This is a genomic window from Candidatus Brachybacter algidus, from assembly GCF_016707225.1.
GTDB lineage: Bacteria > Bacteroidota > Bacteroidia > Chitinophagales > Saprospiraceae > Parvibacillus > Parvibacillus algidus.
Genome location: NZ_JADJID010000007.1, coordinates 100,927 through 127,356 on the forward strand (window position 1 = coordinate 100,927; position 26,430 = coordinate 127,356).

Annotated in this window: 19 protein-coding genes; 13 read left to right on the forward strand and 6 right to left on the reverse strand. The window is 37.4% G+C overall.

The window, feature by feature from the left end; translation table 11 throughout:
• Window positions 1-2,199, reverse strand: coding sequence for a RecQ family ATP-dependent DNA helicase (locus tag IPI15_RS17785; protein ID WP_287405135.1), 2,199 nt, complete (start codon window positions 2,197-2,199; stop codon window positions 1-3).
• Window positions 2,200-2,436: 237 nt separating this feature from the next.
• On the reverse strand, window positions 2,437-5,703 hold the full coding sequence (locus IPI15_RS17790; RefSeq protein ID WP_287405136.1) for a S41 family peptidase: 3,267 nt from the start codon (window positions 5,701-5,703) through the stop codon (window positions 2,437-2,439).
• Window positions 5,704-6,195: 492 nt separating this feature from the next.
• Here IPI15_RS17790 and IPI15_RS17795 point away from each other — a divergent pair, with 492 nt between their 5' ends.
• The 4 genes from IPI15_RS17795 (at window position 6,196) to IPI15_RS17810 (ending at window position 12,530) form a co-directional block, all read left to right on the forward strand.
• Window positions 6,196-6,624 (forward strand): hypothetical protein, encoded by a 429-nt coding sequence (locus IPI15_RS17795; RefSeq protein WP_287405137.1) that lies wholly within the window; start codon window positions 6,196-6,198, stop codon window positions 6,622-6,624.
• Between the two features lie 12 nt (window positions 6,625-6,636).
• Window positions 6,637-8,034: a T9SS type A sorting domain-containing protein gene (locus IPI15_RS17800; RefSeq protein ID WP_287421639.1), complete on the forward strand. Its 1,398-nt coding sequence runs from the start codon at window positions 6,637-6,639 to the stop codon at window positions 8,032-8,034.
• Between the two features lie 335 nt (window positions 8,035-8,369).
• Window positions 8,370-11,957: a T9SS type A sorting domain-containing protein gene (locus IPI15_RS17805; protein ID WP_287421640.1), complete on the forward strand. Its 3,588-nt coding sequence runs from the start codon at window positions 8,370-8,372 to the stop codon at window positions 11,955-11,957.
• Window positions 11,958-12,035: 78 nt separating this feature from the next.
• Entirely contained in the window at window positions 12,036-12,530 is a 495-nt protein-coding gene (locus IPI15_RS17810; RefSeq protein ID WP_287405141.1) for a hypothetical protein, read from the forward strand.
• 161 nt (window positions 12,531-12,691) lie between these two features.
• Here IPI15_RS17810 and IPI15_RS17815 read toward each other — a convergent pair whose 3' ends face one another.
• Window positions 12,692-13,489, reverse strand: coding sequence for an FkbM family methyltransferase (locus IPI15_RS17815; RefSeq protein ID WP_287405143.1), 798 nt, complete (start codon window positions 13,487-13,489; stop codon window positions 12,692-12,694).
• Window positions 13,490-13,928: 439 nt separating this feature from the next.
• Here IPI15_RS17815 and IPI15_RS17820 point away from each other — a divergent pair, with 439 nt between their 5' ends.
• The 9 genes from IPI15_RS17820 (at window position 13,929) to IPI15_RS17860 (ending at window position 22,835) form a co-directional block, all read left to right on the forward strand.
• Window positions 13,929-14,657: an alpha/beta fold hydrolase gene (locus IPI15_RS17820; RefSeq protein ID WP_287405661.1), complete on the forward strand. Its 729-nt coding sequence runs from the start codon at window positions 13,929-13,931 to the stop codon at window positions 14,655-14,657.
• Between the two features lie 309 nt (window positions 14,658-14,966).
• On the forward strand, window positions 14,967-15,746 hold the full coding sequence (locus IPI15_RS17825) for an enoyl-CoA hydratase-related protein (RefSeq protein WP_287405145.1): 780 nt from the start codon (window positions 14,967-14,969) through the stop codon (window positions 15,744-15,746).
• Between the two features lie 58 nt (window positions 15,747-15,804).
• A complete protein-coding gene (locus IPI15_RS17830) occupies window positions 15,805-16,941 on the forward strand; it encodes a 3-hydroxyacyl-CoA dehydrogenase NAD-binding domain-containing protein (RefSeq protein WP_287405147.1) in 1,137 nt (378 codons plus the stop codon).
• Window positions 16,938-17,744: a sulfite exporter TauE/SafE family protein gene (locus IPI15_RS17835; protein ID WP_287405149.1), complete on the forward strand. Its 807-nt coding sequence runs from the start codon at window positions 16,938-16,940 to the stop codon at window positions 17,742-17,744. Before IPI15_RS17830 ends, IPI15_RS17835 begins: the two co-directional genes overlap by 4 nt.
• A 47-nt stretch (window positions 17,745-17,791) precedes the next feature.
• The gene (locus IPI15_RS17840; protein WP_287405151.1) at window positions 17,792-19,174 is read left to right on the forward strand and encodes an MBL fold metallo-hydrolase; all 1,383 of its coding nucleotides are present in this window, start codon (window positions 17,792-17,794) and stop codon (window positions 19,172-19,174) included.
• Window positions 19,175-19,320: 146 nt separating this feature from the next.
• Window positions 19,321-19,749: a single-stranded DNA-binding protein gene (locus IPI15_RS17845; protein ID WP_287405153.1), complete on the forward strand. Its 429-nt coding sequence runs from the start codon at window positions 19,321-19,323 to the stop codon at window positions 19,747-19,749.
• A 197-nt stretch (window positions 19,750-19,946) separates the two neighbouring features.
• Window positions 19,947-20,507, forward strand: coding sequence for a BatD family protein (locus IPI15_RS17850; protein WP_287405155.1), 561 nt, complete (start codon window positions 19,947-19,949; stop codon window positions 20,505-20,507).
• A 20-nt stretch (window positions 20,508-20,527) separates the two neighbouring features.
• On the forward strand, window positions 20,528-22,276 hold the full coding sequence (locus tag IPI15_RS17855) for a BatD family protein (protein WP_287405157.1): 1,749 nt from the start codon (window positions 20,528-20,530) through the stop codon (window positions 22,274-22,276).
• A gap of 10 nt (window positions 22,277-22,286) precedes the next feature.
• Entirely contained in the window at window positions 22,287-22,835 is a 549-nt protein-coding gene (locus IPI15_RS17860) for a GNAT family N-acetyltransferase (protein ID WP_287405159.1), read from the forward strand.
• Window positions 22,836-23,514: 679 nt separating this feature from the next.
• Here the strand turns inward: IPI15_RS17860 and IPI15_RS17865 are convergent.
• From IPI15_RS17865 to IPI15_RS17875, 3 genes are all read right to left on the reverse strand, one after another.
• Entirely contained in the window at window positions 23,515-24,180 is a 666-nt protein-coding gene (locus tag IPI15_RS17865; RefSeq protein WP_287405161.1) for a CBS domain-containing protein, read from the reverse strand.
• Window positions 24,181-24,220: 40 nt separating this feature from the next.
• Complete coding sequence (locus IPI15_RS17870; RefSeq protein ID WP_287405163.1) at window positions 24,221-25,126, reverse strand: NINE protein; 906 nt, start codon at window positions 25,124-25,126, stop codon at window positions 24,221-24,223.
• 117 nt (window positions 25,127-25,243) lie between these two features.
• The gene (locus tag IPI15_RS17875) at window positions 25,244-26,425 is read right to left on the reverse strand and encodes a GAF domain-containing SpoIIE family protein phosphatase (RefSeq protein WP_287405165.1); all 1,182 of its coding nucleotides are present in this window, start codon (window positions 26,423-26,425) and stop codon (window positions 25,244-25,246) included.
• Between the last annotated feature and the right edge of the window lie 5 nt (window positions 26,426-26,430).

Consider the following 26,430-nt stretch of genomic DNA (forward strand, 5'->3'; position numbering starts at 1 on the left):
TTAATTTGCCATTTCTGATAAGAATACAAGCCTCATAAGTTCAATCTCCTCCCAAGTGATATCAAGATCTTTGAGAGCAGCAGTCGCAGTCTCCAGATTGTCTGTTTCTGCATTCATGAAATAATCAAAAATATCTTCCTTGACATATTCATCGATGAGGTCTTCAGTATAATAAGAGAGGTCTAGTTTAGTACCTGAGGTTACGATCATGTATAATTCCTGATAGAATTCATCTCTGTCGAGATTATTGGCCTTGGCGATGTCTTCCAAAGGTATTTTCTTATCAATTGATTGAATGATAATGACCTTGATCTTCGATTTGTTGACGATCTGTCGGACCATAAAGTCCATAGGACGCTCTATTTCATTGTCTTCAACGTATTTGGAGATGACTTTAATGAAAGGGGCACCGTATCTCTCGGCTTTGCCTTTACTTACACCTGTGATACTCGCCATATCCTCCATTGATACAGGGTATTGCGTCGCCATATCCTCGATAGAAGGATCAGTAAAGATCACAAATGGTGGTACTTTATGTTTTTTGGCTTCCTGCTTTCTTACATCATCGAGTAGTTTGACCAGAGCTTCATCAAGGGCTGCGGTACCTCCCCCGGATTCATCATCAGGCGTAGTATCTTCAGGAAATATCTGATTAAGCGGAATTTGAATCAATGAAGGTTCTTTCATAAAGTCATGACCAAGATCTGATATTTTCATCAGGCCATAATTGTCAATGTCTTTAAATAGATAATTACGAAGTAATGCCTGTCTGAATATCGAATTCCAGAAATTTTCATCATACTCTTTCCCGCATCCGAAAGAATCGTATTCTGTAAATTTATATAACTTAAGCTGTTGAGTAGGATTCCCGGTAATGAAATCAACCAAGACCTTGATGTTATAACCCTCGTTGAGTTCTTTGGTTATTTCTAATGCTAGTTGCATTTCTTCTGTGACATCTTTTAATTCTTTAGGATGACGGCAGTTATCGCATTTTTTTTCACAACCTTCTGCATCAAATTCTTCACCAAAATAATGCAATAAAAACTTCCTTCTACAAGCAGAACTTTCTGCATAAGCTTCTACTTCCTGGAGCAATAAAGCACCCATCTCCCGCTCAGCTACAGGTTTGTCTCTTAGAAATTTTTCCAGTCGTGTAAGGTCTTTTACCGAGAAAAACGCAACACAATTTCCTTCAAGACCGTCTCTTCCTGCACGTCCTGTTTCCTGGTAATAATTCTCAATACTTTTGGGTATATCATAATGGATGACAAAGCGCACGTCAGGCTTGTCTATACCCATACCAAAAGCTATAGTGGCGCATATGACATTGATGTTCTCCATGAGGAAATCATCTTGTGTCCTCGCTCTTTGTTTGGCATCCAAACCGGCATGATAAGGAGCTGCTTTTATACCGTTTACATTAAGTATATCAGCCAGATCCTCAGTGGTCTTTCTATTTTGTACATATATAATACCTGAGATCTTTTTATGTCCTTTAATGAATTGAAGCATACTCTTAATTGTCTGCTCCTTGGACACTTTAGGTCGGATCTCATAATAAAGGTTGTCCCGATTAAATGAGGAAACAAAAGTATTTTCATCATCCATGTCCAGGATCTTAACAATATCTGATCTGACCTTTGGTGTGGCAGTGGCTGTAAGTGCTATCACCGGAATTTTAGTTCCGATAGCTTCTATCATCGTTCTGATCCTTCTATATTCAGGTCTGAAGTCGTGTCCCCATTCAGAGATACAATGTGCTTCATCCACTGCAACAAAAGAAATATTTGAATTGTGAAAGTAATCCAGATTTTCCTCCTTAGTCAAAGTCTCCGGTGCTATATATAACAACTTAGTCTTACCATCATCAATGTCTTGTTTGACTTGTTTGATCTGCCCTTTATTAAGCGATGAATTGAGGAAATGCGCCACATTGTCTTCCTTGCTGTAACCCCTGATAGAGTCCACCTGGTTTTTCATCAAGGCGATAAGCGGTGATATGACGATGGCAGTACCTTCCATCAGCAGTGCCGGAAGTTGATAACATAGTGATTTACCTCCGCCGGTTGGCATCAGCACGAATGTATCTTTGCCTTCTAGCAGGCTTTCAATGATTTCTTTCTGCTGGCCTTTAAACTTATTGAAGCCAAAATATTTCTGTAATGCAACTTGTAAGTTGTCTTCTTTAACGTCCATTAGTTAGTTAAAAATAAGAATATGAAAGAAAAGGGTCACGACCCTATATTTTAATATCCAAGATAAGATAATTTTCTTTAAAAAAATAAAAATCTTAAAAGCAGAAAGAAAGAGTTACTTCAGGTAGTGAGAATGACAATATGAATCAGGCTAATTCATCTTATAAAAACTGAGTATAAAAAAAAGGAGGTAGGCTATTACCGCCTGACCTCCATTTTTCTATTTATAAGACAAATTTTATCTCGTTTCAGGGGCGGGCCTCTGAGGCATTACAAAAGGTCTGACTTTCAATAACCGCATTGCTTCATCTATCGCTCTATCCAATTGTACATCGATACCTTTGGAGAAAGCACCCAGATCTTCATCAACAGGTATATCAGGATCTACACCATGTCCTTCCTTAAACCATGTGCCATCCAGGTTGTACATTCTAAATGTAGGTGAAGTGATATTACCTCCATCTATAAGTTGTGGAGCACCACTAATGCCGATGAGACCACCCCATGTTCTGGTTCCAACTAAAGGACCCAAGCCTCTCTTTTTGAAATAATCAGGAAAAGCATCGCCTCCTGATCCGCTCCATCCATTGATCAACATCACTTTTGGGCCAAAATGACCTGCTGGTGGCCATTTCCAGGATTCTCCATCTCTTGTCGCCCAGTATACTAGTGGCTTCCTGTCAAGCATTTCAATAAATCTGTCAGGTATCTGACCACCATTGTTAAACCTTTCATCTATGATGAGGGCCTTTTTATCCATCTGTGCATTGAACATTCTCATTAGCTCATTTTGACCATCCAACCCTGTACTAGGTACATATATATAACCGACATCGCCATTAGAAACTTTATCCACATGGCTTCGCATGTTTTCTATCCAAGCCAAATTACGCAGTCTGGATTCATCGCTCATCGTTTTTACTACTGCTTTTTTTGCTCCTGTCCACGATGGTTGGTTATTATAGGTTAATTCCACCGTGGTGTTGTCTAATCCGTCAAAAGCGGCAAAAGGTTCACCATCTGTAGTAATAGGAATACCGTTAACAGCAAGTATGTAATCACCTTCTTTTATTTTTACACCAGATTGGTCCAGCGGCGAACGAACTTCTGCATCCCATTCCGCACCACGGATAATTTTTGCGATTTTGTAGTATTTGCCATCTGCTGCCCAATTGACACCCAGATACCCTGTACCATGAATCTTGCCCTGCTCAAGATCTCCACCACTATTATATGTATGTGAAGCGTTTAGTTCCCCAATCATTTCACCAAGAATGAAACTGACATCATTTCTGTTGGCTGCTCCTTCAAGCATTTTTAAATAATTGGTTTTTACACCTTCCCAGTTTACACCATGCATGTTTTTATCATAGAAATAGTCCCTTTGTATACGCCATGCATCCATGAATAATTGCTTCCATTCAGCTCTTGGATCGATGGTGGCGATCATAGATTTTCGGTTGATTGGCTTTTCAAATTTGGCTCCTTCTGAAGGATCTACGACAGCATATTCCCCTCCTTTTTCTACTAAGATTTTACTTTTGTCGGCACTTATCAAATAATAACCAGCACCATCCATTACCAACTTTTCTTCTTTCTTTTCGAAATCATAAAACTTGAGAGCTGAACTGCCACCATCGCTTCCTGTATTTGGATATCTCATAAACAGGATCTTTCCTTTCATCGGATTGATGGATCCAATGTTGCCTGGAATAATTGGAAGTATCTCCATCCTCCGCTCCATATTGTCCAGATCTATGTCGATTTTTGCTACTTTTTCAGGTTTTTTAGTTTCCTCCTTTCCTTTTTTATCCTTTTTAGCGTCTTTTTTCTGCTCTTCTTCCTTTTTCTTTTCTTCTTTGGTTGCAACTACATCATCTTTTGGCGCCAGGAAAGCGACAGAATCTTTACTAAGTGTAATGACACCGATCTGACTCGAATTGTTATATACAAATGTGTTATCAAAATCACTATAATTAGGATTGAAGACTTGACTTGTTGTCATAAATAAATATTTACCTTCCGGGTCGAACATAGGATTGCTGCAATTGTAAAATCCGTCTGTCACTTTGCTAGCCTTTTTGCTATCGAGATTATATAAAAATACTGCCTGATGAGAATTTGGCATGTCTCTGCTGTAGGCCATCCATCTGCTATCGGAGGACCAGTCACATGTAAATCCCTGAGTGCTTCCATGAGAAAATTGCAGTAACTCATCCACAGCATATGTAGAAGAATTGGAAAGGTCGAAGATCTTAATTTCACCTGCATTGTCTATAAAGGATATTTTTTTAGAATCAGGAGACCAGTAAGGTGTATATCTGAAGCCTGCACCATATGAGGTCAATTTCTTTTTAGTTCCTTCCGCTCCAGCTTCCATTACATACAGTTCGTATTCACCTGTAGCATCAGACCAGTAAGCAATGTTCTTGCCGTCAGGAGACCAGGCAGGCGTGCGCTCAGCAATTCCCGAAGTGTTGGTAAGATTGCGCGTTACTCCTTCCTTGGCCGGTAAAGAAAATACATCTCCTCTTGATTCTATGAGTATGCGCTTACCATCCGGGCTAATATTCACATTCTGTATGTAGTCTTCCACAGATTCAGAACGCGGCATTAAGGCAGACATATCAGAAGTAATGTTTACAGAAATAGTTTTATTTGATTTGGATGCAATATTGTATAAATGTAATTTTCCTCCTTGTTCAAAGACAATATCACCATTGCCAAGAGATGGAAAATGGATGTCGAAATCTTTGTAAGAAGTAATTTGTTCTATGCGCTTATTTGTGATATTGTATTTCCACAAATTCATGCGTTCCTCATTGCCACGGTCTGATATGAAAAAGATTTCATCATTGTGCCACATTGGAAATTCATCCCCACCTCCTTCTTGCGGAGATAATCTTTTACTTGTATTGTCTGTAAGATTATATATTTGAATGGTTCCTTTCGTGCCCCCTTTGTATCTTTTCCATGTCCTGAATATTTGCGAAATGTAGACTACTGCCATTTGATTTCCATCCGGACTGAATGCACCATATTCTGCATATTCAAAAGGCATTTTTTGATCAGGACCACCTTCTTTAGGAACCTTATAAAACTGGCTGAATCGCATCTTACCACTCTCTCTTAGCGAACTAAAAACTATTGATTTGCCATCGACAGACCAGTCGATTACCTTGTCACCATAACCGTGTGAGGTAAGTCTTTTTGGTATTCCGCCATTTGAATTCATGACATATACGTCCATATTTCCGTCATAATTGGCAGAAAATGCAATTTCTTTACCATCCGGAGAATATTTTGGAAAAGATTCCAGTCCGGGAGGTGAGCTCAACTTTATTGCCTGCCCACCAGCTTTAGGCACTTGCCAAAGATCATTGGCATAAGTAAAAATGATATTGTCCTGGGATACATCAGGAAACCTCATAAGAGATGCGTCAATCTGAGCATTAACAGAAGTAAATCCCATTATGAACAGGACGAAAGAAAATAGTTTTTTCATGATAATTGAATTTGAATCTTTGCTTTTACGTAGGGAATAGTCTATAGAATAGCCCATGATGCACCAAATTTAATTATTAATTTAAATTATACTAAAAGATTTAGATAAAGTCATCTAAAAGACAGATAAAAAGGTAGAATGTAAATGATACTCAGTAAAAAAGCTCGTTTTTCAATATTTTCTAAATTTTACTTGCTAGGTAAGTTTAAAGAACTAGATAGTTACTAATGGTTGTGGAATGTCAAAGAATCTCTCTGGTATCTTCTTGAAGTTCAGGAGATCTCTTACCCTTCTTTAATGTATTACATTTCATCTCAAGTTATTTTTTTGATTTAGAGCAATAGGTGTGGAATGACTTCTAGCTTTAGGGTGAGTGATAACAAAGGTTTTCTAAAAATATTTACGCCCGGCCTTTTGTATTTTATTAGCTTTATGCTATAAAATTCAAACTTGACTAAATATTCAATTATTTTGATTTTGAGCGTTCTGCTTATGAATTGCTCAATAAGAAAGAATTCTATAACTTACATAGAAGATTCTCCCCAACTAATTTTCTTAACCTATAAAGTTTACAATAAAGACAATAAGTACAGTGCCGTTCTTGTGGACTCTATCACAAAACCCGGAAAGCTGAAGGATAATGACAAGACTCTGGCAGTCAACATTTCTGGTAATTATCAAATTAAACAATCAGACCAAAAATCCAAAGAACTTTCCAGCATTTATGTTGCTGATGTCCTTACTAAATCTGTCGAATATGCCGATGATAAAGGCCAATTTCAAAAGAGAATCTTTAAGCTTGACAGCGCCTTCATATCAGTTCGAATGGATCTTCTTCCAGCCACTAGTGTGATCACTCTGTCCAGGATTAATGATGATCTCAAGAAAAAAGTCCTGACCAAAACTACTATTCATAAATAAAAACCGATCTAAATGAGATTATTTTTGGCCATTGCCTTTTTGTTTTTCATGAGTCTTGCATGTGAGGCGCAGTCTTTTAAGGTAGATACCATCTTCTTTTCAGGAAAATCTGAGAAATTCATCAATATAGTAATTCTACCTGACGGTTATCAAGAATCAGAGTTGGCAAAATTCAAAACAGATGCTGAAGCCTTTGTCAATGTTTTCTTCACCGTGCAGCCGTTTGATCGATATAGCAATTATTTCAATGTATTTATTGTCAATGTACCTTCTAATGAAAGTGGTGCAGATCATCCTGGCACAGCTACTGACGTTACAGAACCTGCCCATGAAGTGCAAAGCGTAGATAATTACTTCGGTTCAACTTTTGATTATTTTGATATTCACAGACTATTAGTCCCCTTGGAAGAGGGAAAGATATTCAGTGTTTTGGCCAATAATGTTCCACTTTATGACCAAGCTATAATTCTTGCAAATACACCATATTATGGAGGCAGCGGTGGTACTTTTGCTACGGCTTCCCTTCACAGTCAATCTATAGAGGTAACTATACATGAGTTGGGACATTCCTTTGCAGGACTGTCAGATGAATATTATGCAGGTGATTTTTATGCCGGCGAGAATGTTAACATGACAAAGGAAACTGATCCAGAGAAAGTAAGATGGAAGAATTGGATCGGCACCAATGAAGTAGGTATTTATCAACATTGTTGCAGCGGCAATTCTGCTCAGTGGTATCGTCCACACCAGTCTTGTAAGATGAGGATGCTGGGTGCTCCTTTTTGTTCAGTATGCCAGCAGGCTATTGTGGAAAGAATACATCGACTTGTTTCGCCTGTTAATCATTACTATCCTGAAAGTTTGGATTTGGTCATTGAAAATGAAACCATAGATTTTAATGTTAATCTCATCAAGCCCCAACCGAATACACTCCATAGTATATGGGAGTTAAATGGAGAAATCACAGGAGTAACAGGTGAAGAATTTTCTCTGAACGGAAGTGAGTTGCTGCCTGGTCTGAATTTCCTGGCTGTCTATGTGGAAGATACCTCTGAATTGATTAGGGTCGATGGGCATGACCAGATTCATCTGTCTTCTGTGGTCTGGAGTATCGACAATAATAAGTTAAGTACAGACAAAGTCCAGGCAAGTGCGTATGATATTTCTATAAAATTATATCCCAATCCGATATCTGATGTTCTGAATATCACTATAGAAAGTGATCTTCCCAAAGGTCGAAAATTTACAATCGAACTGTATGATATTACAGGGAAAAAACTCAAACATTTTTCTGCAACTAATAATGATAATACCTCAATCAATTTAGACGAATTTGCTTCCGGTACATACGGAGTAAATGTCTATGATGGAAAATTGAAAGTAGGATCTAAAAAAATAATTATAAAGTAAACTATAAAAGAATTAGCAGATCATAAGTCATTTTTTAACCTTTTCCCCCTTGAACTTGCTTTTTTAGTATTTATCGAAAATGTTTATTTATAGAAACCACATTTGAAATTTTTTTTAGTCAATTGCTTTGCGTTCGTTCGGCACAACCAAGGTTATTAGGAGATATTTGGCATTTTTGCAGTACTTTATAAAATCAAAATGTAGTATTCTTAAATTTAAAATTTGTATTTATCATAATGTTCAAAACATTATTCTATAATTGTCTTTATATTTTTCATAATAATATTACCTTAGCGCCAATATCCAATAATTCGTTTCTATAAAACATTCTATCAATGAAAAAACGTTTCCTTTTTCTATTATTTTCAATATTTGCTTTGGGCAGTTTGAAAGCGCAACTACCAAATGGTTCGCAGGCTCCAGACTGGATTCTTACAGATTTGAATGGCAATACACACCATTTGCAGGAATATCTTGATGCCGGTAAAACGGTATATATAGATATGTTTGCTACCTGGTGCGGTCCTTGTTGGAATTATCACCAAACGCATACTTTGAAAAATCTTTACGAACAATATGGACCTGACGGAACTGATCAGGTTATGGTTTTTGGAATAGAATCAGATATATCCACTCCTACTAATTGTCTGTATGATCAGAACTGTCCTTCATCTCAAGGTGACTGGACAGCGGGTGTACCATATCCAATCATAGACATAACGGCTACCAATGGACCTAACATGCCAAATAATTATGCCCTGAGTTATTATCCAACCATATATGGAATCTGTCCAAATGGTCAGATCACTGAAGTAAGTCAAGTGGGTCTCGCTACTTTGGTAAACTTTATGAATAACTGTCCTCAGCCTCCACCTTTGGCGATGAACTATCAAGTAACTGATATTCATTGTAGTCTATCCGCTTCAGGTGCTATAAATCTTTCTGTTTTTGGGGGTAAATCACCTTATACGTACGCTTGGAGTACCGGTGCAACCACTCAAAATCTAAGTAACGTGCCTACAGGTACATATTCTTGTTTAATCACAGATAGTAAAGGTGATCAAATTACGACAGGAAATATTACCGTTGACGGGCCGACCAGCCTTATTTCTATTGCCAGCCAGGAGGCTATACAATCTACTTGCGAGCAATCTAATGGTAGTGTAAGCGTTTCTGCTACAGGAGGCGATCCCGGTTATACCTATTCATGGAGTAATGGAGCTTCCACGCCAAGTATAAATAATCTATTCGCGGGCACCTATTCTGTCAATATTGTTGATGCTGAAGGATGCAGTGTTTCTGCATCATTAGAGGTTTATAATATTCCTTCTCCAACTGTACTGATTTCTGACAATGGCCAACAACTAAGCTGTACCAACCCTAGTTTGGTTATTAGCTCTGCAGGTTCTTCTACTGGGACTGAATATACATATAGTTGGACCACTTCAAATGGTTTGATTATTTCAGATCCATTATTGACAAATATTACAGTAGGCGCGCCGGGACTTTATGTATTAACTATATATAATACATCATTAGGTTGCTTTAATGCCAACTTTATACAGATCAACGGTGCTGTAGGACTTCCGATAGCTAATGCAGGTAGCAATGAATATCTGCCGTGCAGCGGTGGTGAAGTTTCATTGAGCGGCAGTGCTTCCTCTACAGGAAACAACTACACTTACCTATGGACCACTACAGATGGAAATATTCTTACAGATCCTACTGCTGTAAACATCGATGTAGATCAGTCAGGCACTTATGTGCTGCATGTGACAAATACTACAAATGGCTGTGTGGCTTCAGATGAAACAGTTGTAGAAGTGGATAATAACGTGAATGTAACCTCTAGCGTTTCTCAGATCCAGTGTAATGGTGCCGCTAATGGCAGTATCACTATCAATGAAACAAACTATAATTATACCTGGTCGAATGGAGCTACAACTTCATCTATTGAAGGGCTTTCTGTAGGCTCATACCAGGTAACTATCACTAATAATGCCGGATGTGTTTCTACGCAATCTTTCAGCATTACTCAGCCGGTAGTGCTTACTTCTACTTTTAGTGGAACGGAGGCTACAAGTGCTAACAGTAATGACGGAACGATTACTGCCAATCCTTCTGGTGGTACAGGACCATATACTTATGTTTGGTCTTCAGGACAAACGACTAAAAAGATCACAGGGTTATCACCGGGTTCCTATTCTGTCATCATCACTGATGCTCATGGATGTTCTACTCAAGGTGCATATGCTATAAATGTTCAAGGATGTACACTTAGTGCTGCGCCATCAGTAACAAATGCCAGCTGTTATGGCGCTCAGACCGGTTCCGTAACACTTGATCTTTCAAATGTAACCGGTACACCAAGTATTCTTTGGAACACAGGTGCAACTTCTGCCACGCTTGAAGATGTAAGTGCAGGATCATATTCTGCTACTATTCAGGATGAAGCGGGATGTTTGACAGTAGTTAATGTCATTATTTCTCAACCTGACGAAATTGCTTTGTCTGCGATTTCATCTAATGGACCTCAATGTCCTCAGGACGAAACAGGTACAATAGAAATAACTGCAGAAGGTGGTTCTGGAACATTTACATATCTATGGAATAATGGATCTACAGAAAGTTCTATTGACGGTCTATCCGCAGGGATTTATACGGTAGCGATCACTGATGGTTCAGGCTGTAGTACTTCAAAAGAAATTAATCTAAAGTCTCAGGATACAGAAAAGCCTTCGCTTAAATTAAAAACTACAGAAATAGCTATCGAAGCTAATGGAATAGCATTGCTTGACTTCCCTAAAATTGATGATGGAAGTTCAGACAATTGTTCAGACTTTACCGTAACAATGGTTCCTTCTGAGTTTGATTGTAGTTCTCTTGGCGTTCAATCAGTAGAAGTAACACTCATAGATGGAAGTGGCAATAAAACTATTAAAACAGTTGATGTGACTGTAATAGACAATACTGCTCCTAGCTGGAACAATTGTCCTTCAGGTGAATTCCTTGCAAATAGCTGTAGCGGTTTGGTTGATTTGGATCTATCTTATAATGATAATTGTACAGAAGTGCTTTTTGAGCAGATCAAAGGGTTGGCTCTTGATGTAGAGTTTCCACTTGGAAACACGTCTCAGGAATATGTCATAATTGATGCCTCTGGCAATCAAAACACTTGTGCATTCAATGTTCACCGTGATCTGGAATTGCAATTGAACGCTACACACAAAAATTCTTCTTGTAACTTACTTGGTTCTATTGAGGTCACTCCTGATGGTGGTTCTAACCCTATCAGTTATGAATGGGAGAATGGATATGATGGATCAAAACAAGATGTTCAGCCTGGTACTTACTTAATCATAGTGACCGACGGTTCAGGATGTGCTAAGGAAACTTCGATCACGATCGATGGACCTTATGTATATTCAGTAGAGAACTCAGAAGTAGTAACACCTCAGTTAGGAAGTAATGATGGATCTATTGGTATAGAATTGAATGGTCCTTCTGATGATCTTACTTTCGCATGGACTAAAGATGGCGTGGCTTTCGCATCTACAGAAGATATTTCTGATCTGGAGTCGGGTATTTATGTGCTTAATATCTCAGATGCAAATGGATGTACTTTTGGACCATATACTTACGACCTTACACCTTCAAGTGTTTATGATGCGAATTTCACTTCTAAACTTAGTGTATATCCTAATCCAACGGCTGATGTCTTAACTGTCAAATATGATGGCAAAGAAAGTCAAATGTTTGTTCAGATTATCGATGTACTAGGAAGAAGAGTATCAATGAACAATTTGAACCTTGTAGGTGGAAAAGTTCAGATATCTACTCAATCTCTAAGCAATGGTACTTATAGAATGATCTTCGATAATGGCTCTAAAGTCGCTGTTAAACAATTTGTAGTTATTAAATAATTTTTTATATTAGATGTATTATAAAAACTCCCGGCTCAAACCGGGAGTTTTTTTTATTGTACAAAATGAATAAACAATATGATTGAAAAACCTGATTTTATAACCTTAAGCACCATTGCTAACAGTCCGGAAGGTACGATTGAAGATAATTCAAATCTCTACTTTCCTTTTTTAGAATTGGACGAATGGGTATTTATTATTCCGGCTGCTGCAGATATAGATCAATGGCATCCATCAATCATTAATTTTGAAGGAAACACTTGGGTACTTTTGTTTACCGATAGCACTATGGCACATAATTTCGCTAAATTGAATCCAGAGGAGTTCTTGAGTAAGGACGGATCCATTCTTTACATCCCATTAAAGGTAAAAGATGCCCTTCACATGATATATGATCTTCATGCAAAGGGGCTATTTGGTATGCAAATCAACTACGGACTTCCTGGCTTCTATATACCCATCTCCAGTATGCCCAACGTAATTGACTATTTGCTGAGAACAAAAACTGTTCTTTCGGCGATGGAATTGCCGGATTTATTCGCACTGAGTGTGCTACCGAATAAGCCAATTTAGGAATTGAAAATTGAGAATTGAAAATTTGGTAAAGGATGTAGAGAAATAATGATAGCTGATGGCCAATCACTTAAATTTTATGACCCGTAGCTTATTATATTTGGAAAACATTCGCAGTTCATGGAACTTGCTATTACTCATTACTCTTCACTTATAACTCATCACTTATATGCATAAATATTCAAAAGTAGATCCATGCCCATCATTGTTTTCCTTTCAATAAATGGATATTTTGATGTAAATGCCTCCGTAATATGATACCTGAAACCACTAACTTTGAGAATGTTAAGAAGCTCTCCTAATTGTTGAGTCTTATCATCCATCGAATGATATTCAATAAAGATGTTTTGTGCTTTATGGAGTTGACCCGCACAATCTTTGATCACATCATACTCTGCACCTTCTATATCTATCTTAAGAAAATCAATGACATCGAATTCTTCAAGAAGTGATTTGAGTCGAACCGATGGAATCTTAATAATATTATCATGAGAGGATTTGTCTTGAGTAATCATGCCTGACGCACCACCTTCTATTTGAAATTCGATAAATCCATCTTGTGTCCAAATTGCTTTAGGATGGATGTCAATATCAGTCAAGTCAAATTCATTAATATTGTGAGTCAAAATCTCGCAAATTTGTGGATCAGCCTCAAAAGCAATGATCTTTGCTTTTGGATATTTTTGTTTAAAATACAAGACTGAAAGACCGATATTAGAGCCACAATCTATGATAAGCGGTGAGTTATTCTTAGAAACAAATTTATATATTTCATCTACAAACATTTCCTGATATACACCGAGGAAGGAACCTGAATCTGGAACTTTGATCTTTTTGCCAAAGAAATTTAATTCAAATGGTTGGTATCGCTGCATCTTGTGCAGTTTGTATTTGTCATACAATCCAATTCCTCTGGCTTTGAAATAGCGGATATGTTTATCAAGATTTTTTAATTGCATTGCTGTTTCATAATATTTTCAACCTTATAACGCAAAGGTATTAAAAATTCAGCTGCTTCCTGTTTATCTATAATCAAGCCTGACTTCCTTTTGGCCGAAAGATCTTTTAAGCAGATTTTATTTTAAGATCTATTGGATACATTCACTGAACGCAACCATAGGAGATTTCCCGCCGTCTCAGTATTTTGTCTGGCAAGCTTCTAATTTCTAATTTTTAACTTCTAATTTATAATTGAGTAATTGCAATACTTATAAAGCTTTCTTTCATTTACTGCAAATTGAATTATTATCTTATTTATAAGATCAGCAAAACATAGATTGAATTTCCTCATTCTTGAGATCATTTCCAGTGATATTATGTTTTATCTTTGTTGAATAAAAATAGAAAGCCATCGATTTAGTATATAAACATTACGGAGAGACAGGGCCTGACATAGTCATTCTTCATGGACTGTTCGGCACTTTAGATAATTGGCAAACGATTGCGCGGAAGCTTGGCGAGCATTATAGGGTGACAGCATTTGACCTGCGCAATCATGGTCGTTCACCTCACAGCAATACCTTCAATGTGTCTATAATGGCTTCTGATGTCTATGAGATGTTTGGGCCTTTAGGAATTGGTTCTGCGGTCATTATAGGCCATTCAATGGGTGCGAAAGTGGCGATGTATTTTGCATTGGCATATCCGGCAGTAACAGATGGATTAATCTCAATGGATATGGCACCGAAAGAATATAAAAGGGGACATGACGACATATTTGATGCTTTAGAAGGTGTCGATCTGGACTCAATGTCTACACGTTCAGAAGTAGAGCAGGCATTATCTTCTACTATTAAAGAGGATGGCACCATACAGTTTTTAATGAAAAATCTTTCACGTAACAGCGAAGGGGAAGGATTTCATTGGAAGATGAACCTTCCTGTGCTTAAGAAGAATTATGATGAGATTACTTATGAAGTAAAGTCGGATACACCTTATTATGGACCAGCTTTGTTCCTGAGAGGTGGAAAGAGTAAATATGTCAAAAATGAAGATATGGCATATATTAAAGCATTGTATCCTTATGCACATTTAGAAACTTTGGAGGACGCCGGGCATTGGTTACACGCCGATAAGCCGATAGAGACTTATGAGGCCATTGTAAGATTTATGGAGGAGATTGACTAATTGATCTACAAAGCTGTTGTCAAATCAATAGAACAAAGAGAAGTTTGATTGTGTCCTAATTTTTTTTTTTAGACAATAATTATCAAAACAGTCAAAGTTAGGAGCTCCGATGGTTTTAATCCAGAGAAGTACGATAATCAGAAATTTAAGTCGCGCCGAACCAAACTTAGGCTTCTAAATAGTATTCCATAATTAAGAAACATCCTTCTAATGAAATTTTGAATGAAATTTAAAGGAAGGTGATCTTTAATCATCCCCGATTTTACATCCTTTCTTGCTATATTTGCCCGAAATAACCTTATTTTATTTATGTCTTATCAATTTATAAATTTTAACATCCAGGACCACATTGCCAGGATTATTTTTAATCGACCTGAAGTTTACAATTCTATTCATCAGGCAATGGCTTTTGAGATACAGAATGCGCTTGAACTATGTAAATCGCATGAGGTAAGATGTGTGGTTGTCCAGGGTTCAGGAAAAGCTTTTTGTGCAGGACAAGACTTGAAGGAGGTCGTCGATCCAAATGGTCCACGCCTGCAGGACATCGTTCGTGAACATTATAATCCAATAATCAAAGCAATCAGGTCATTAGACAAACCTGTGATTTGTGCAGTCAATGGCGTGGCTGCTGGCGCGGGGGCTAATATCGCTCTTTCTGGAGACATCGTTGTAGCTACACAAAGTGCCTCATTTGTCCAGGCCTTTTCTAAAATTGGTCTGATTCCTGACAGCGGCGGAACATTCTTTTTACCACGCCTCATAGGATGGAACAGAGCTTCGGCACTTATGATGACAGGAGACAAGGTTATGGCAGCAGACGCCCTGCAGATGGGCATGTTATATAAAGTATATGAAGATAATGACTTTGATAACTGTGTTAATGCCCTGGCATCAAAAATGGCCGAAATGCCTACCTATGGCCTTGCTTTAACTAAACAAGCTTTAAACAATTCATTGACTTCAGACTTAAATAGGCAGCTATCTATCGAGGAGGAGCTGCAGACTCTTGCCGGACAATCCTACGATTATAACGAAGGTGTGGACTCATTTTTACAAAAGCGTCCACCTTCTTTTAAGGGAAAATAACTAGCGTTAAATTGTATTTTCAAGGAATATTTGTAAGTATTTAACAGAAAAATTGATAATGACGATAAATAAAGTTGCAATAATAGGAGCAGGGGCGATGGGCACAGGCATAGGGCAAGTGGCGGCATCCAATGGTTGTGAAGTCATATTTTTTGATGTAATCCAAGAGACGCTCCTACACTCACAACAATCGCTTTCATTTACGATGCAATCCTTGATTGTGAAAAACAAAATAAGTGCTGAAGACTCTGAAGCACTCTTGAAAAGATGCACATGGACGGGTGAAATGGCAGACATCGCTCAGGTAGATTTGGTCATCGAAGCTGTCATCGAAGACGTTCAGGTAAAACGTTCTATTCTGAATGATGTAGGAAGTATTGTTAACGAAGATTGCATAGTCACCAGCAATACCAGCTCTCTCAGTGTGACCAGGCTTGCCTCTGTATTAAAACATCCTGATCGCTTTGCGGGGCTTCATTTCTTTAACCCGGCTCCAGTTATGAAATTGGTAGAGGTGATTCCTGCATTACAAACTAGCCCAAACGTTTTGTCTATATTGATAAGTTTGATGGAACAATGGGGAAAGAGCCCTGCTGTAGCTCGTGATACTCCGGGTTTTATCGTTAATAAAGTAGCAAGACCTTTTTATGGAGAAGCATTGCGCATCTTTGATGAGGGATTGGCTGGTTGCAAGTTGATCGATGAAGCTATGAAAGAAATAGGTGGTTTTAAAATGGGGCCTTTTGAATTGATGGACTTTATTGGACATGATGTTAACTACAGGGTAACTGAGTCTGTATACAATGCCATGTATCAGGATGCCAGATATAGGCCCTCACTCACTCAGCGTTCACTGATGGATGCGGGTTGGTTAGGCCGAAAGTCAGGTAAAGGATTTTATACACATCCTGAATTGGAAGAAACGATGCCTAAAAGAGCTATTCTTACCAAACAAGGTATATTCGATCGTATCATGGCCATGCTCATTAATGAAGCAGTAGAGACTGTATATATGAATGTTTGCACTGAGGATGATCTTGACAAAGCCATGACCTTGGGCACTAATTACCCCAAAGGCCTGATGGCTTGGGGAAGAGAGATCGGCTTTGAAACTATCAATAGGAGGATCAAAGCCCTTTATGAGAACTATCTTGAAGACAGATACCGTCCAAGTGCATACTTTCAGGCCCTATGATCACTGATATACTTGGATATATAGGAGCATTCCTGATGGGTATCTCACTCGGAGTGATCGGAGGGGGAGGCTCTATTTTTTCTGTTCCTATCTTAGTTTATATTTTTGGAGTAAATCCCGTGATCGCTACTGCTTATTCTCTTTTTATTGTTGGTCTAACCAGCCTTTCCGGTTCCATTAATCATATCCGATTAGGCAATATCAACTGGAAGGCTGTGTTTTTCTTTGGGATACCTTCTATTACCACGGTCTTTATCACCAGAACACTTTTAATACCTTTAATCCCGGATCCCGTTTTTGTCGGTACGGCAATGCAGGTGCCAAAACCTACTTTTTTTCTTTTAATTTTCGCAGGGTTCATGTTGGCTGCGTCTTTTGCAATGATGCGTAAAAGTCAAATTCAAAAAACAGAAGATACTAAGCTAAATTTCTTTAAAATCACAATGGCAGGGTTCTTTGAGGGTTCTCTGACCGGCCTTGTAGGAGCTGGAGGCGGATTTCTTATTATTCCGGCACTTGTACTGCTAGGAAAGGTAGAAATGAGAAAGGCAATTGGTTCATCCCTCATTATTATTGCAGTGAAATCGTTAATGGGATTCATGGGTGACCTACACAACGACGTGGTGATCGATTGGAAACTGTTGGTTACATTTGCTAGTGTTGCTATTGTAGGCATCATGCTTGGCAGTACTTTTTCTACAAAAATAAGTAATGAAAAACTCAAACCCATCTTTGGATATTTTGTACTGGTCATGGCCATAACAATATTGTTTAAAGAACTATTTTTGAAATATTTTATTTAATCGATATTCTATGTTAAAACACATCGAATATTAAAAGAGCATCGCAAATGAAAGTGGAACAGATCTATACAGGTTGTCTGGCACAAGGAGCATATTATATTAAAAGTAAAAATGAAGTGGCTATTATTGATCCTTTGCGAGAGATCAAACCTTATCTCGAAAGAAGTGAAAGGGATGGTGCCAAGATAAAATACATTTTTGAAACACATTTTCACGCTGACTTTGTCTCTGGTCATGTAGATCTTAGCAGAGCCACAGGTGCACCCATTATATACGGACCTAACGCCAATCCTAGTTTTGAAGCAATAATAGCAGAAGATGGGCAAATATTTGAACTTGGTGATATAAAGATTAAAGTACTGCATACTCCCGGCCATACAATGGAGAGTGCTTGCTATTTGCTTTTGGATGAAAATAACACACCTAAGTATCTTTTTAGCGGTGATACTTTATTTTTAGGCGATGTTGGACGTCCTGATCTTGCACAGAAGGCAGGCCATTTGACTGTTGAGGATCTGGCAGGGCATCTTTATGACAGCCTCAACAATAAGATTATGCCACTTCCTGATGATGTCATTGTTTATCCTGCTCATGGTGCCGGCAGTGCATGTGGTAAAAACATGATGAAGCAAAATTCGGACACTTTGGGACACCAAAAAGAAATGAACTATGCGCTAAGACAACCTGATAAAGAATCATTTATCACTGAAGTCTTAGATGGATTGACCCCTCCTCCCCTTTATTTTGGCATGAATGTTAAGATGAATAGGGATGGCTATGAACAGATTGAAGATGTACTGGATAAAGGTAAAGTAGCCCTTAATCCGGCTGAATTTGAGTCCATTGCTAATGAATCCAATGCATTGATACTTGATGTACGGAATCCGGAAGATTTTGCAAAAGGATTTATCCCACGGTCTATAAATATTGGTCTAGAAGGTCAATTCGCACCTTGGGTGGGTGCATTGATCGTGGATGTTAAAACTCCTCTTCTCCTCGTGACTTATCCGGGCAAAGAAGAAGAAACATCATTACGGCTATCCAGAGTAGGGTTCGATAATCAACTGGGACATATCGGAGGTGGATTCCAATCATGGAAGGACGCTGGTAAAGAAATAGATCAGGTAGACAGAATTTCCTCAAATCAGTTTATAGATGAATTGACCACTAAAGGTGGCGTAATTTTTGATATTAGAAAGGAATCAGAATTTGAAGGAAATCACGTAGAAAATGCGAGAAATACTCCTCTGGAAAATATCAATGACTGGATTGATGATGCTAAAGAAACAGATGCTTTTTTTGTGCATTGTGCAGGTGGCTATCGAAGTATGATGGCAGCATCGATTTTGAAATCGAGAGGTATTCACAATTTCAAAGAAATAGAAGGAGGTTTTGGAGCCATTAAAAATGAAATGGAAAGCATAGTTTAACCAAAAAATAGGACAATGATATAAATGTTCAAATTATTTGATGTATTTTCATTGGTTCAATTATTAATAGCAGTATCTTTGGCTGGTTTTAACAAACAAAATTGTAAATTAATTATATAATATTTTAAAATTCAAATCTCACTATTATGGTAAACAAAGTAATTTTAATTGGGAACCTGGGCAAAGACCCTGAAATAAGACAATTCGAGAATAACTCGGTTGCTAATTTTTCACTTGCTACAAGCGAGACTTATGTAGATAAAACAGGCGAAAGGAAAACTCTAACAGAATGGCACAATATTTCAATTTGGGGAAAAGGTGCAGAGATTGTAGAGAAATATCTGAAGAAAGGCAGCAAAGTTTACATTGAAGGGAAAATCACTTACAGAAAGTATCAGGATAAAGATGGTGTAGATCGTTATTCTACCGACATTAAAGCAGATACTTTTAAGTTTTTAGACTCAAAAGAATCTAATCCAAGTGGGGGCAACGAATATAATTCTAATTCGACTCAATCCAATCAACCTTCGCAAGCAGCGCCCAACTATACGGACGCAGATGATCTTCCTTTTTGATCGAAGAATTAACAATAGGGATGTTTTGCGACATCCCTATTTTTTTAAGCTTTAATATGAATTGTGAATTATTTGTTATCGACCTGCAATCTATCTAAACACTAAGTAATTTTGCGTTGTTACTCGTGTAATCTCATTAGTAATGGTGAAACAAAGTGGTAAGTTTTTTTTTAAATGGTAGATTAATTCAATTTAAAATGAAAGCATTAAAGAATATTTTAACAGGTATTTTGATTTGTATTGCATTTCTTTCATTCGGCCAAGGCACAATGCTCGAAGTGCAGTTGAGTAAGGATACCGTATATTTTGGTAATCAGGTTAAAGTAACTTTTGTGGCCTCTAATATTTCCGGCTCATTTGTCCCACCGTCATTTGATGGCTTCAATGTGGTAAACGGACCTTATACTTCAAGTTCTTATTCTTTTATCAATGGAAGTGAAAGTAGAAAGACTACTTATATATATGTACTTGAACCAACGATCATAGGCAAATTGACCATAGGGAAGGCGACATACAAAAGTGCTGATAAGGAGCTTTCTAGCAATGAAATAAAAATTTATGTGAAAGCCAACCCAGAAGGAATAAAAGAATCAGCTGAGAAAAATGAACCGAAAAGAAGTAATGACTTCTTTGAAGGATTTGGTTCGATGGAGGACTTTTTTAATTCTCCAGACTTAAAACCTTTTAGTACACAGCCTCAAGAGGCACCCATCAAAGCAACAAAGCCAAAATATAAATTCAAAACTGAGAAACTATAATTATTAATCTTAACCACTATATGTCAGGCATTAAAAGATTCATCTTTTTTAGTTTCTTTCTCTTTTCCATCACTAACTTTCTAAAAGCACAGGAAGTTAGGTTTTATGCTGAAGCAGAGACTAATGAAGTTCCTTTAGATGGTTATTTTGAAGTATATTTTAAGATTGAAAATGGAAACGGAGTGGATCTCTCTCCTCCGACCTTTTCGGATTTCAAAGTTCTCGGACCACCGACCTTTTCATCACAGACGAGCATTATAAATGGAGAAGCTTCCAGATCCAGCTCATATACATTTACTCTTGAGCCTACAAGAAAAGGAAGATTTACTATTGGTCCCGCTACAGTAAAGGTAAACGGTAAGATCTTTACCTCCAAACCGATAACTTTGGAAGTATTGGAGGGAAAAAGTGATGCTAAATTGACAGATGAAATTCAAAATGGTGGAGATGTTTTTGCCAGAATGGAGATCAGTTCGGAAGTCGCTTACCCCGGACAGCAGATTACACTTGAATATAAAATATATTCCAGGTTGGATGTTTCCTCATTCAACTTTAATAGCGAATCAAAATATACCGGCATATACGTCAAACCTTTTAAAAACTTCGATGGGGGTGTCAAAGTTAAATCGTTTGGGGGTCAAAGATATATGGTTCGAACTCTTAGAAAGCTTGCGCTGTTTCCACAGCAAAGTGGAAAAATGGTCATAGATCCGGCCATCTTGACTGTGGGTATTCCGATGGACAATGATGATCCATTCGGCTCATTATTTTCTAGTTCTAAGCCAAAACAACTCAGAACCAATAGTTTGCAATTTGAGGTTAGGCCTCTGCCAACTCCTATCCCAGATGGCTTTCTTGGCGCAGTTGGTAACTTTGAATATTCTGTGTCGAGTGATAAAGTTGAATTGACCACAGATGATGCAGCTATGCTTAATTTTAAAATATCGGGCAATGGTGATATGAAGAAAATCCAAACACCATCGCTAAGCACAGACTCTATCTTCGACTATTATCCGGCTGAAGTGTTGGAAGATACAGAACAGGAATCATCAGGGCAATGGACTGGCATTAAATCTTATGTCATAGATCTTACTCCTAAAAAGCCGGGAAAGTATAACATCGATATTCCTCCATTTGTATATTTTGACCCAAAGACAAAGGAATATAAAACAATAGCACCTGAACCGCTTCCTCTTGTGGTGAGTCAGGGATTAAATAAAGCAGATTCACAGAGCGATGAAGCGGAGCTGGTAAAAGAAGTTTCCTATTTTCAGAAAAATAGAAATATTATATTGGTTACCGCAGGTAGTTTGGCGTTGCTGGCATTTATCGCTTTTCTCTTCAGACCTTCAACTAAAAAGGAGCATAATAATTTAACCGGCACTGAGCCTAAAGGAGCTGAAGCCAAAATAGATATTCTTGAATCTGACCAAGCCCTCAAAATTCCTCCAAAGGAGACAAATGTCAACGAGTTACTTAGAGAAGCAGAGAATTTAAAGATTAATGAAAACTGGAAAGAATTTTTCAAGAGTCTTAATGAAACATTAGGAAGTTTTCTTTCTGAAAAACTGGAAATTCCATTTTCTAAGTTTTCAATCAATTCTGTCATTGATAAGTTGAAGGAGCTTGAGCTCAGTAATGAGTTTATAGAGGAAACAAGACAAATAATGCAAAAACTTGAGGGTGCTGTTTATGCCAGATTCATTGATCAAAATACGGCAAATGAGATGCTGGAAAGTGTCCGGAATGTGATGCACAAATTAAAATAAGCCTTTATATATGTTATATTTTAACTTCAATCCCTTTCCGGTGCTCTCCTCTGAAAGATTAGAATTCCGCAGGATAGGGCATGAAGATGCCACTGATTTTTTTAATCTAAGGACACATCCTCAGGTCATTCGTTACCTTGACAGATTGCCGGAAAAGTCAGTAAAAGATGTTTTTCCGATCATCGATAACATTGATGCAGCAGCAAAGAATAACACAGGTATCCTATGGGTGATCACCTCTAAAGATTCTGAAAGAATGATGGGTACGATAGGGTTTTGGAAGACAGATTCACAACATCACCGGGCAGAAGTGGGATATTTATTACATCCGGACTTTTGGGGGAAAGGCTTTATGGATGAAGCTTTGAAGAGAATTATAAAATATGGCTGGGAAAATATGTTACTCCACACTATTGAAGCAAATATTAATCCGGAGAATAGGGCTTCAAAAAAATTATTAGTCAACAATGGGTTTGTGGTGGAAGGATATTTTAAGGAAAGTTATCACTACGATGGAAAATATTTAGATGCAGAGATTCTGTCCCTGATAAATAAATAATTGAAGTTTCGGTGGTATATATATTTTCTAAAAGTCTTACTATTACTCAACCTAAGTTAGAAATTAGTACACATCTGATGCTTTGATTCCAAAATCTAATGATAACTTGATGGAAATGGAACAGAGATGACACTAACTTTTATAATAGATCAAAACTCCATAAATTTTAGCCACCACCGCCCAAGCAGCATCGAAAATAATTGCACGAATTTGCACGAATAATTCGTGTTAGATGCGAAGCATCATTCGTGCAATTAGTGGCAAAAAGAAAAAGATTAAATTGCAAGCAAATCTTGTAAAAATAAAAATTCCTAAAGCTTTTATTTGCCACGACCGCGCAAGCAGCATCGAAAATAATTGCACGAATTTGCACGAATAAATTCGTGTTAGATGCAAAGCATCATTCGTGCAATTTGTGGCTAATAATATTTATTTTGGGTGAATACCTAAAAAATTAAATCTGAATAATTTTATGTAAAAACCATAGTCCTCAAATGAGGGAAATCTTCTCAACTGCATTTTACTTTTTACCTCATCAAGTTATCTTTTTGATTTTGGAACTAAAGCATTACAGGTTAAATAATTTCTAATTTCAGACATCTAACTTTATAATGAGTTAAAGAAATACTTATAGCGTTTCATTTCTAACGACGAATTTTTACTACCTAATACTTCTTACTTAGATATTCAGAAAGTTCATGAGAGATTCATATCTTTCATTCAGCGTATCGATATATTCAGTCTCCGTAAATGTCGCTAGCACTACATAATTATATCGCTCAAAAGTAGCTTTTAGGTATTGAACATCTAAAAGATTGATCTTTAAAGTTACATATATCTTGCTGGGGTCTGGACCACTATTCTGTGAAATGAAACTACTTAGTATCATACCGTTTTCAGATTCTACTATCCTGCTGATCTCGGTAAGTGAATAGTCAACTCTATTTATCTCAAGCACCAGAATGGCGCCGGCTTCATTGAAAGAAAACTCTGATGCAAAACTTTGCACTAATTTTTCCAGGGTAATGACACCTAGGTACTTTTGGTTACTGTCTACTACAGGAATACAAGTTAGATTAGTTAGCGATATGAGTTCAAGAACTTCAAATACATGATCGTTTGCCTTGACATAGGCTGGTTTATATGGCATTTGGTAGGACTCCAAAGGCTCGTTTGTGTCATGTTCAAGTATTAATTCCTCAGAAATAATGCCTATTACTTCATGACCATCAACTATGGGCAGGTGTCTTATAAAAAAATCTTCCATGATACGCAGAGCATCATCTCCGGTGTTAGCAGGGCTAACCGGAGTAATTTCAGATACGATCAATTCGGATGCAAACATTATAAAAAGTATTGTTGGTTATAAAGTTAGATTAATAACGTCATGCGAACAGTTTTTGTTTTTGAGCCGCAAATTGTTCATCAGTAAGAACGCCATTTTGTCTTAACTCACCAAGCTTTTTAAGTTCTGCCAATAATTCATCTGTGGACAATGGTTCCTGGTTTTCCTCAATTATTTCTACTTCGGGAGCAATTGTCTCAGGACTTTTTATTTCATTTAACGCTTCTTTTTCATCCTGAATTTGCCATTTAGTAAATCCCGAATCCTTAAACGCATCAAACTCAATTTGAATCCTGAAATATGCTAAAGCATCAAGCGTTTGAATCTTATCAAAATCCTTGAATCCATTCTTTATTGCTTTTTGCATATTGTTGAACAAGTCCTCTTTTTGTTCAAGCAATGAATTACAGCATGCCATCTGAAAAAGTATTTGTGGATTCTCTCTATTAATCAGTAAGGCAGCCTGGAAGCGTTCGAGTGCATTTCTATATTGGTAATCTTCAAAAAGTTTTAATCCTTCCTGATAAGCTTTATTGGCGCTCAATCCGACCACTTTAGGTATGGTAGTTCTAAAAGTGACATCCGGCTTTCTTTCTGGTGCACGGTCATAGTAAGGTTTTTCATCGGAAAAGATAATAGTCTTACCTCTTCTTCGATTCCTTCTATCGACTTGTCGCGATCTCCAATTCTTTGGTGTAGTAAATGGTATGTCTACATTGTATTTAGATTCAAATTCTTGTTGTCTCATAGTGATTAGCACTAAAAAGTCGATGACGCTCAGAAAAAAGGGAATAAATGTGAAGGAAAATACTGCATATAACACGCCCAACTTGATCTTTCCAAGATAAAATTTGTGGACACCTGTCCATCCTAAAAAAATAGCCAAAAGGCTGGCAATATTTTTATCACGTTGTGACTGAACATAATTGTTATTGTAGGATTTCATCTATATCTTTTTTATAACCTCATTTTTTTTATATAAACACCAAAGGAGGAAAGATTATTCCAAAATTACTATAATTAATAGATTAAATGGCACAAAATCAAGACGATTAGCATTTAATTATATGATAATCCTACAAGTTAAGACTGCTATATCATCCGGAAAATCCTGATTTACATTGAATATTTCCAATTGATTCAATAGCATTGCATTAAAATTCTTGACTGGCTCTGTGCAGTTTTGGCATACAAATTTATAGAGTATCTCATCTTCAAATGACCTGTCACTTGGATCCTTTAAGTCTGTTATACCATCAGTATAGAGGACCAGGGTAGCATTGGCACTGATCTCAACGGTAGCTACCTCCGTGGTAGGAAGATATTCCACTGCGCCTAATAGGGTCGTACCCTTATTCAGAAAATGCAACTCACCATTCATGTGCATGATAGGAGGTACGTGTCCCGCATTGATATAACTTAATGTGCGAGTTTTTTTATTGAATTCTCCAATGAAGAAGGTGATAATTTTTTCACTGTTGGTGATACGCACTACGGCTTTATTAAGTTCATATACCAAATTGTCCAATGTAATACTAGGTTTGATGACCTGGTGGAGAATAGCCTGAAAATTTGCCATTAGCATAGCTGCTGCTATGCCTTTGCCCGATACATCTGCGATACAAAAAGCAGTGCGGTTATTGTCTATCTCAAAACAATCCAAGTAATCACCACCTATATTCCAAAGTGGTCGATAGATAGAGGACACCTTAAAGTGCTTCGTTTGAGGCCATTCATTAGGCACCATCATCTGCTGAACTTCCTTTGCCAGCTTTATCTCGTTGTTAAAACGCTCTTGTTCTATTTGGCGATTAAAAAGTCTTTTATTTTCTATAGCGACAGCAATAATATTGGCCAGAGTAGTTACAAATTCATAATTATCGTGAGTTCGCAATTCCATACCAAAATGTCCGAGTATGACATATGCGATGCTGCTATCTTTATGTCTGATAGGGATAATATATTCAAGATCCTGAAAGAATTTCTTATCTTTTTTAGACAAAAAGCAGGGCTTCGAATAATTTTTAAGTGTAGATGCATAATCGACAGCATTCATCTCCGGCATCCCAATACTAGTCTTTATTCTCCATTCATCATCTTCAAAGAATAAGAGAATCATCCTATCGACGGCCATTTCAGCACTAAGAAAATTACTAAAACGGGTGTAAAGTGATTCTGCAGAAGCATTTTCATTGATCTCTTTGGTGATTTGAGACAATGAGTTGACCTGTATATCTTTGTACAAGAGGC

Excerpts from the sequence above, each read along its gene's own strand:
- IPI15_RS17785 (WP_287405135.1), bottom strand. The coding sequence starts at position 2,199 with ATGGACGTTAAAGAAGACAACTTACAAGTTGCATTACAGAAATATTTT.
- IPI15_RS17790 (WP_287405136.1), bottom strand. The coding sequence starts at position 5,703 with ATGAAAAAACTATTTTCTTTCGTCCTGTTCATAATGGGATTTACTTCT.
- IPI15_RS17795 (WP_287405137.1), top strand. The coding sequence starts at position 6,196 with ATGAATTGCTCAATAAGAAAGAATTCTATAACTTACATAGAAGATTCT.
- IPI15_RS17800 (WP_287421639.1), top strand. The coding sequence starts at position 6,637 with ATGAGATTATTTTTGGCCATTGCCTTTTTGTTTTTCATGAGTCTTGCA.
- IPI15_RS17805 (WP_287421640.1), top strand. The coding sequence starts at position 8,370 with ATGAAAAAACGTTTCCTTTTTCTATTATTTTCAATATTTGCTTTGGGC.
- IPI15_RS17810 (WP_287405141.1), top strand. The coding sequence starts at position 12,036 with ATGATTGAAAAACCTGATTTTATAACCTTAAGCACCATTGCTAACAGT.
- IPI15_RS17815 (WP_287405143.1), bottom strand. The coding sequence starts at position 13,489 with ATGCAATTAAAAAATCTTGATAAACATATCCGCTATTTCAAAGCCAGA.
- IPI15_RS17825 (WP_287405145.1), top strand. The coding sequence starts at position 14,967 with ATGTCTTATCAATTTATAAATTTTAACATCCAGGACCACATTGCCAGG.
- IPI15_RS17830 (WP_287405147.1), top strand. The coding sequence starts at position 15,805 with ATGACGATAAATAAAGTTGCAATAATAGGAGCAGGGGCGATGGGCACA.
- IPI15_RS17835 (WP_287405149.1), top strand. The coding sequence starts at position 16,938 with ATGATCACTGATATACTTGGATATATAGGAGCATTCCTGATGGGTATC.
- IPI15_RS17840 (WP_287405151.1), top strand. The coding sequence starts at position 17,792 with ATGAAAGTGGAACAGATCTATACAGGTTGTCTGGCACAAGGAGCATAT.
- IPI15_RS17845 (WP_287405153.1), top strand. The coding sequence starts at position 19,321 with ATGGTAAACAAAGTAATTTTAATTGGGAACCTGGGCAAAGACCCTGAA.
- IPI15_RS17850 (WP_287405155.1), top strand. The coding sequence starts at position 19,947 with ATGAAAGCATTAAAGAATATTTTAACAGGTATTTTGATTTGTATTGCA.
- IPI15_RS17855 (WP_287405157.1), top strand. The coding sequence starts at position 20,528 with ATGTCAGGCATTAAAAGATTCATCTTTTTTAGTTTCTTTCTCTTTTCC.
- IPI15_RS17860 (WP_287405159.1), top strand. The coding sequence starts at position 22,287 with ATGTTATATTTTAACTTCAATCCCTTTCCGGTGCTCTCCTCTGAAAGA.
- IPI15_RS17865 (WP_287405161.1), bottom strand. The coding sequence starts at position 24,180 with ATGTTTGCATCCGAATTGATCGTATCTGAAATTACTCCGGTTAGCCCT.
- IPI15_RS17870 (WP_287405163.1), bottom strand. The coding sequence starts at position 25,126 with ATGAAATCCTACAATAACAATTATGTTCAGTCACAACGTGATAAAAAT.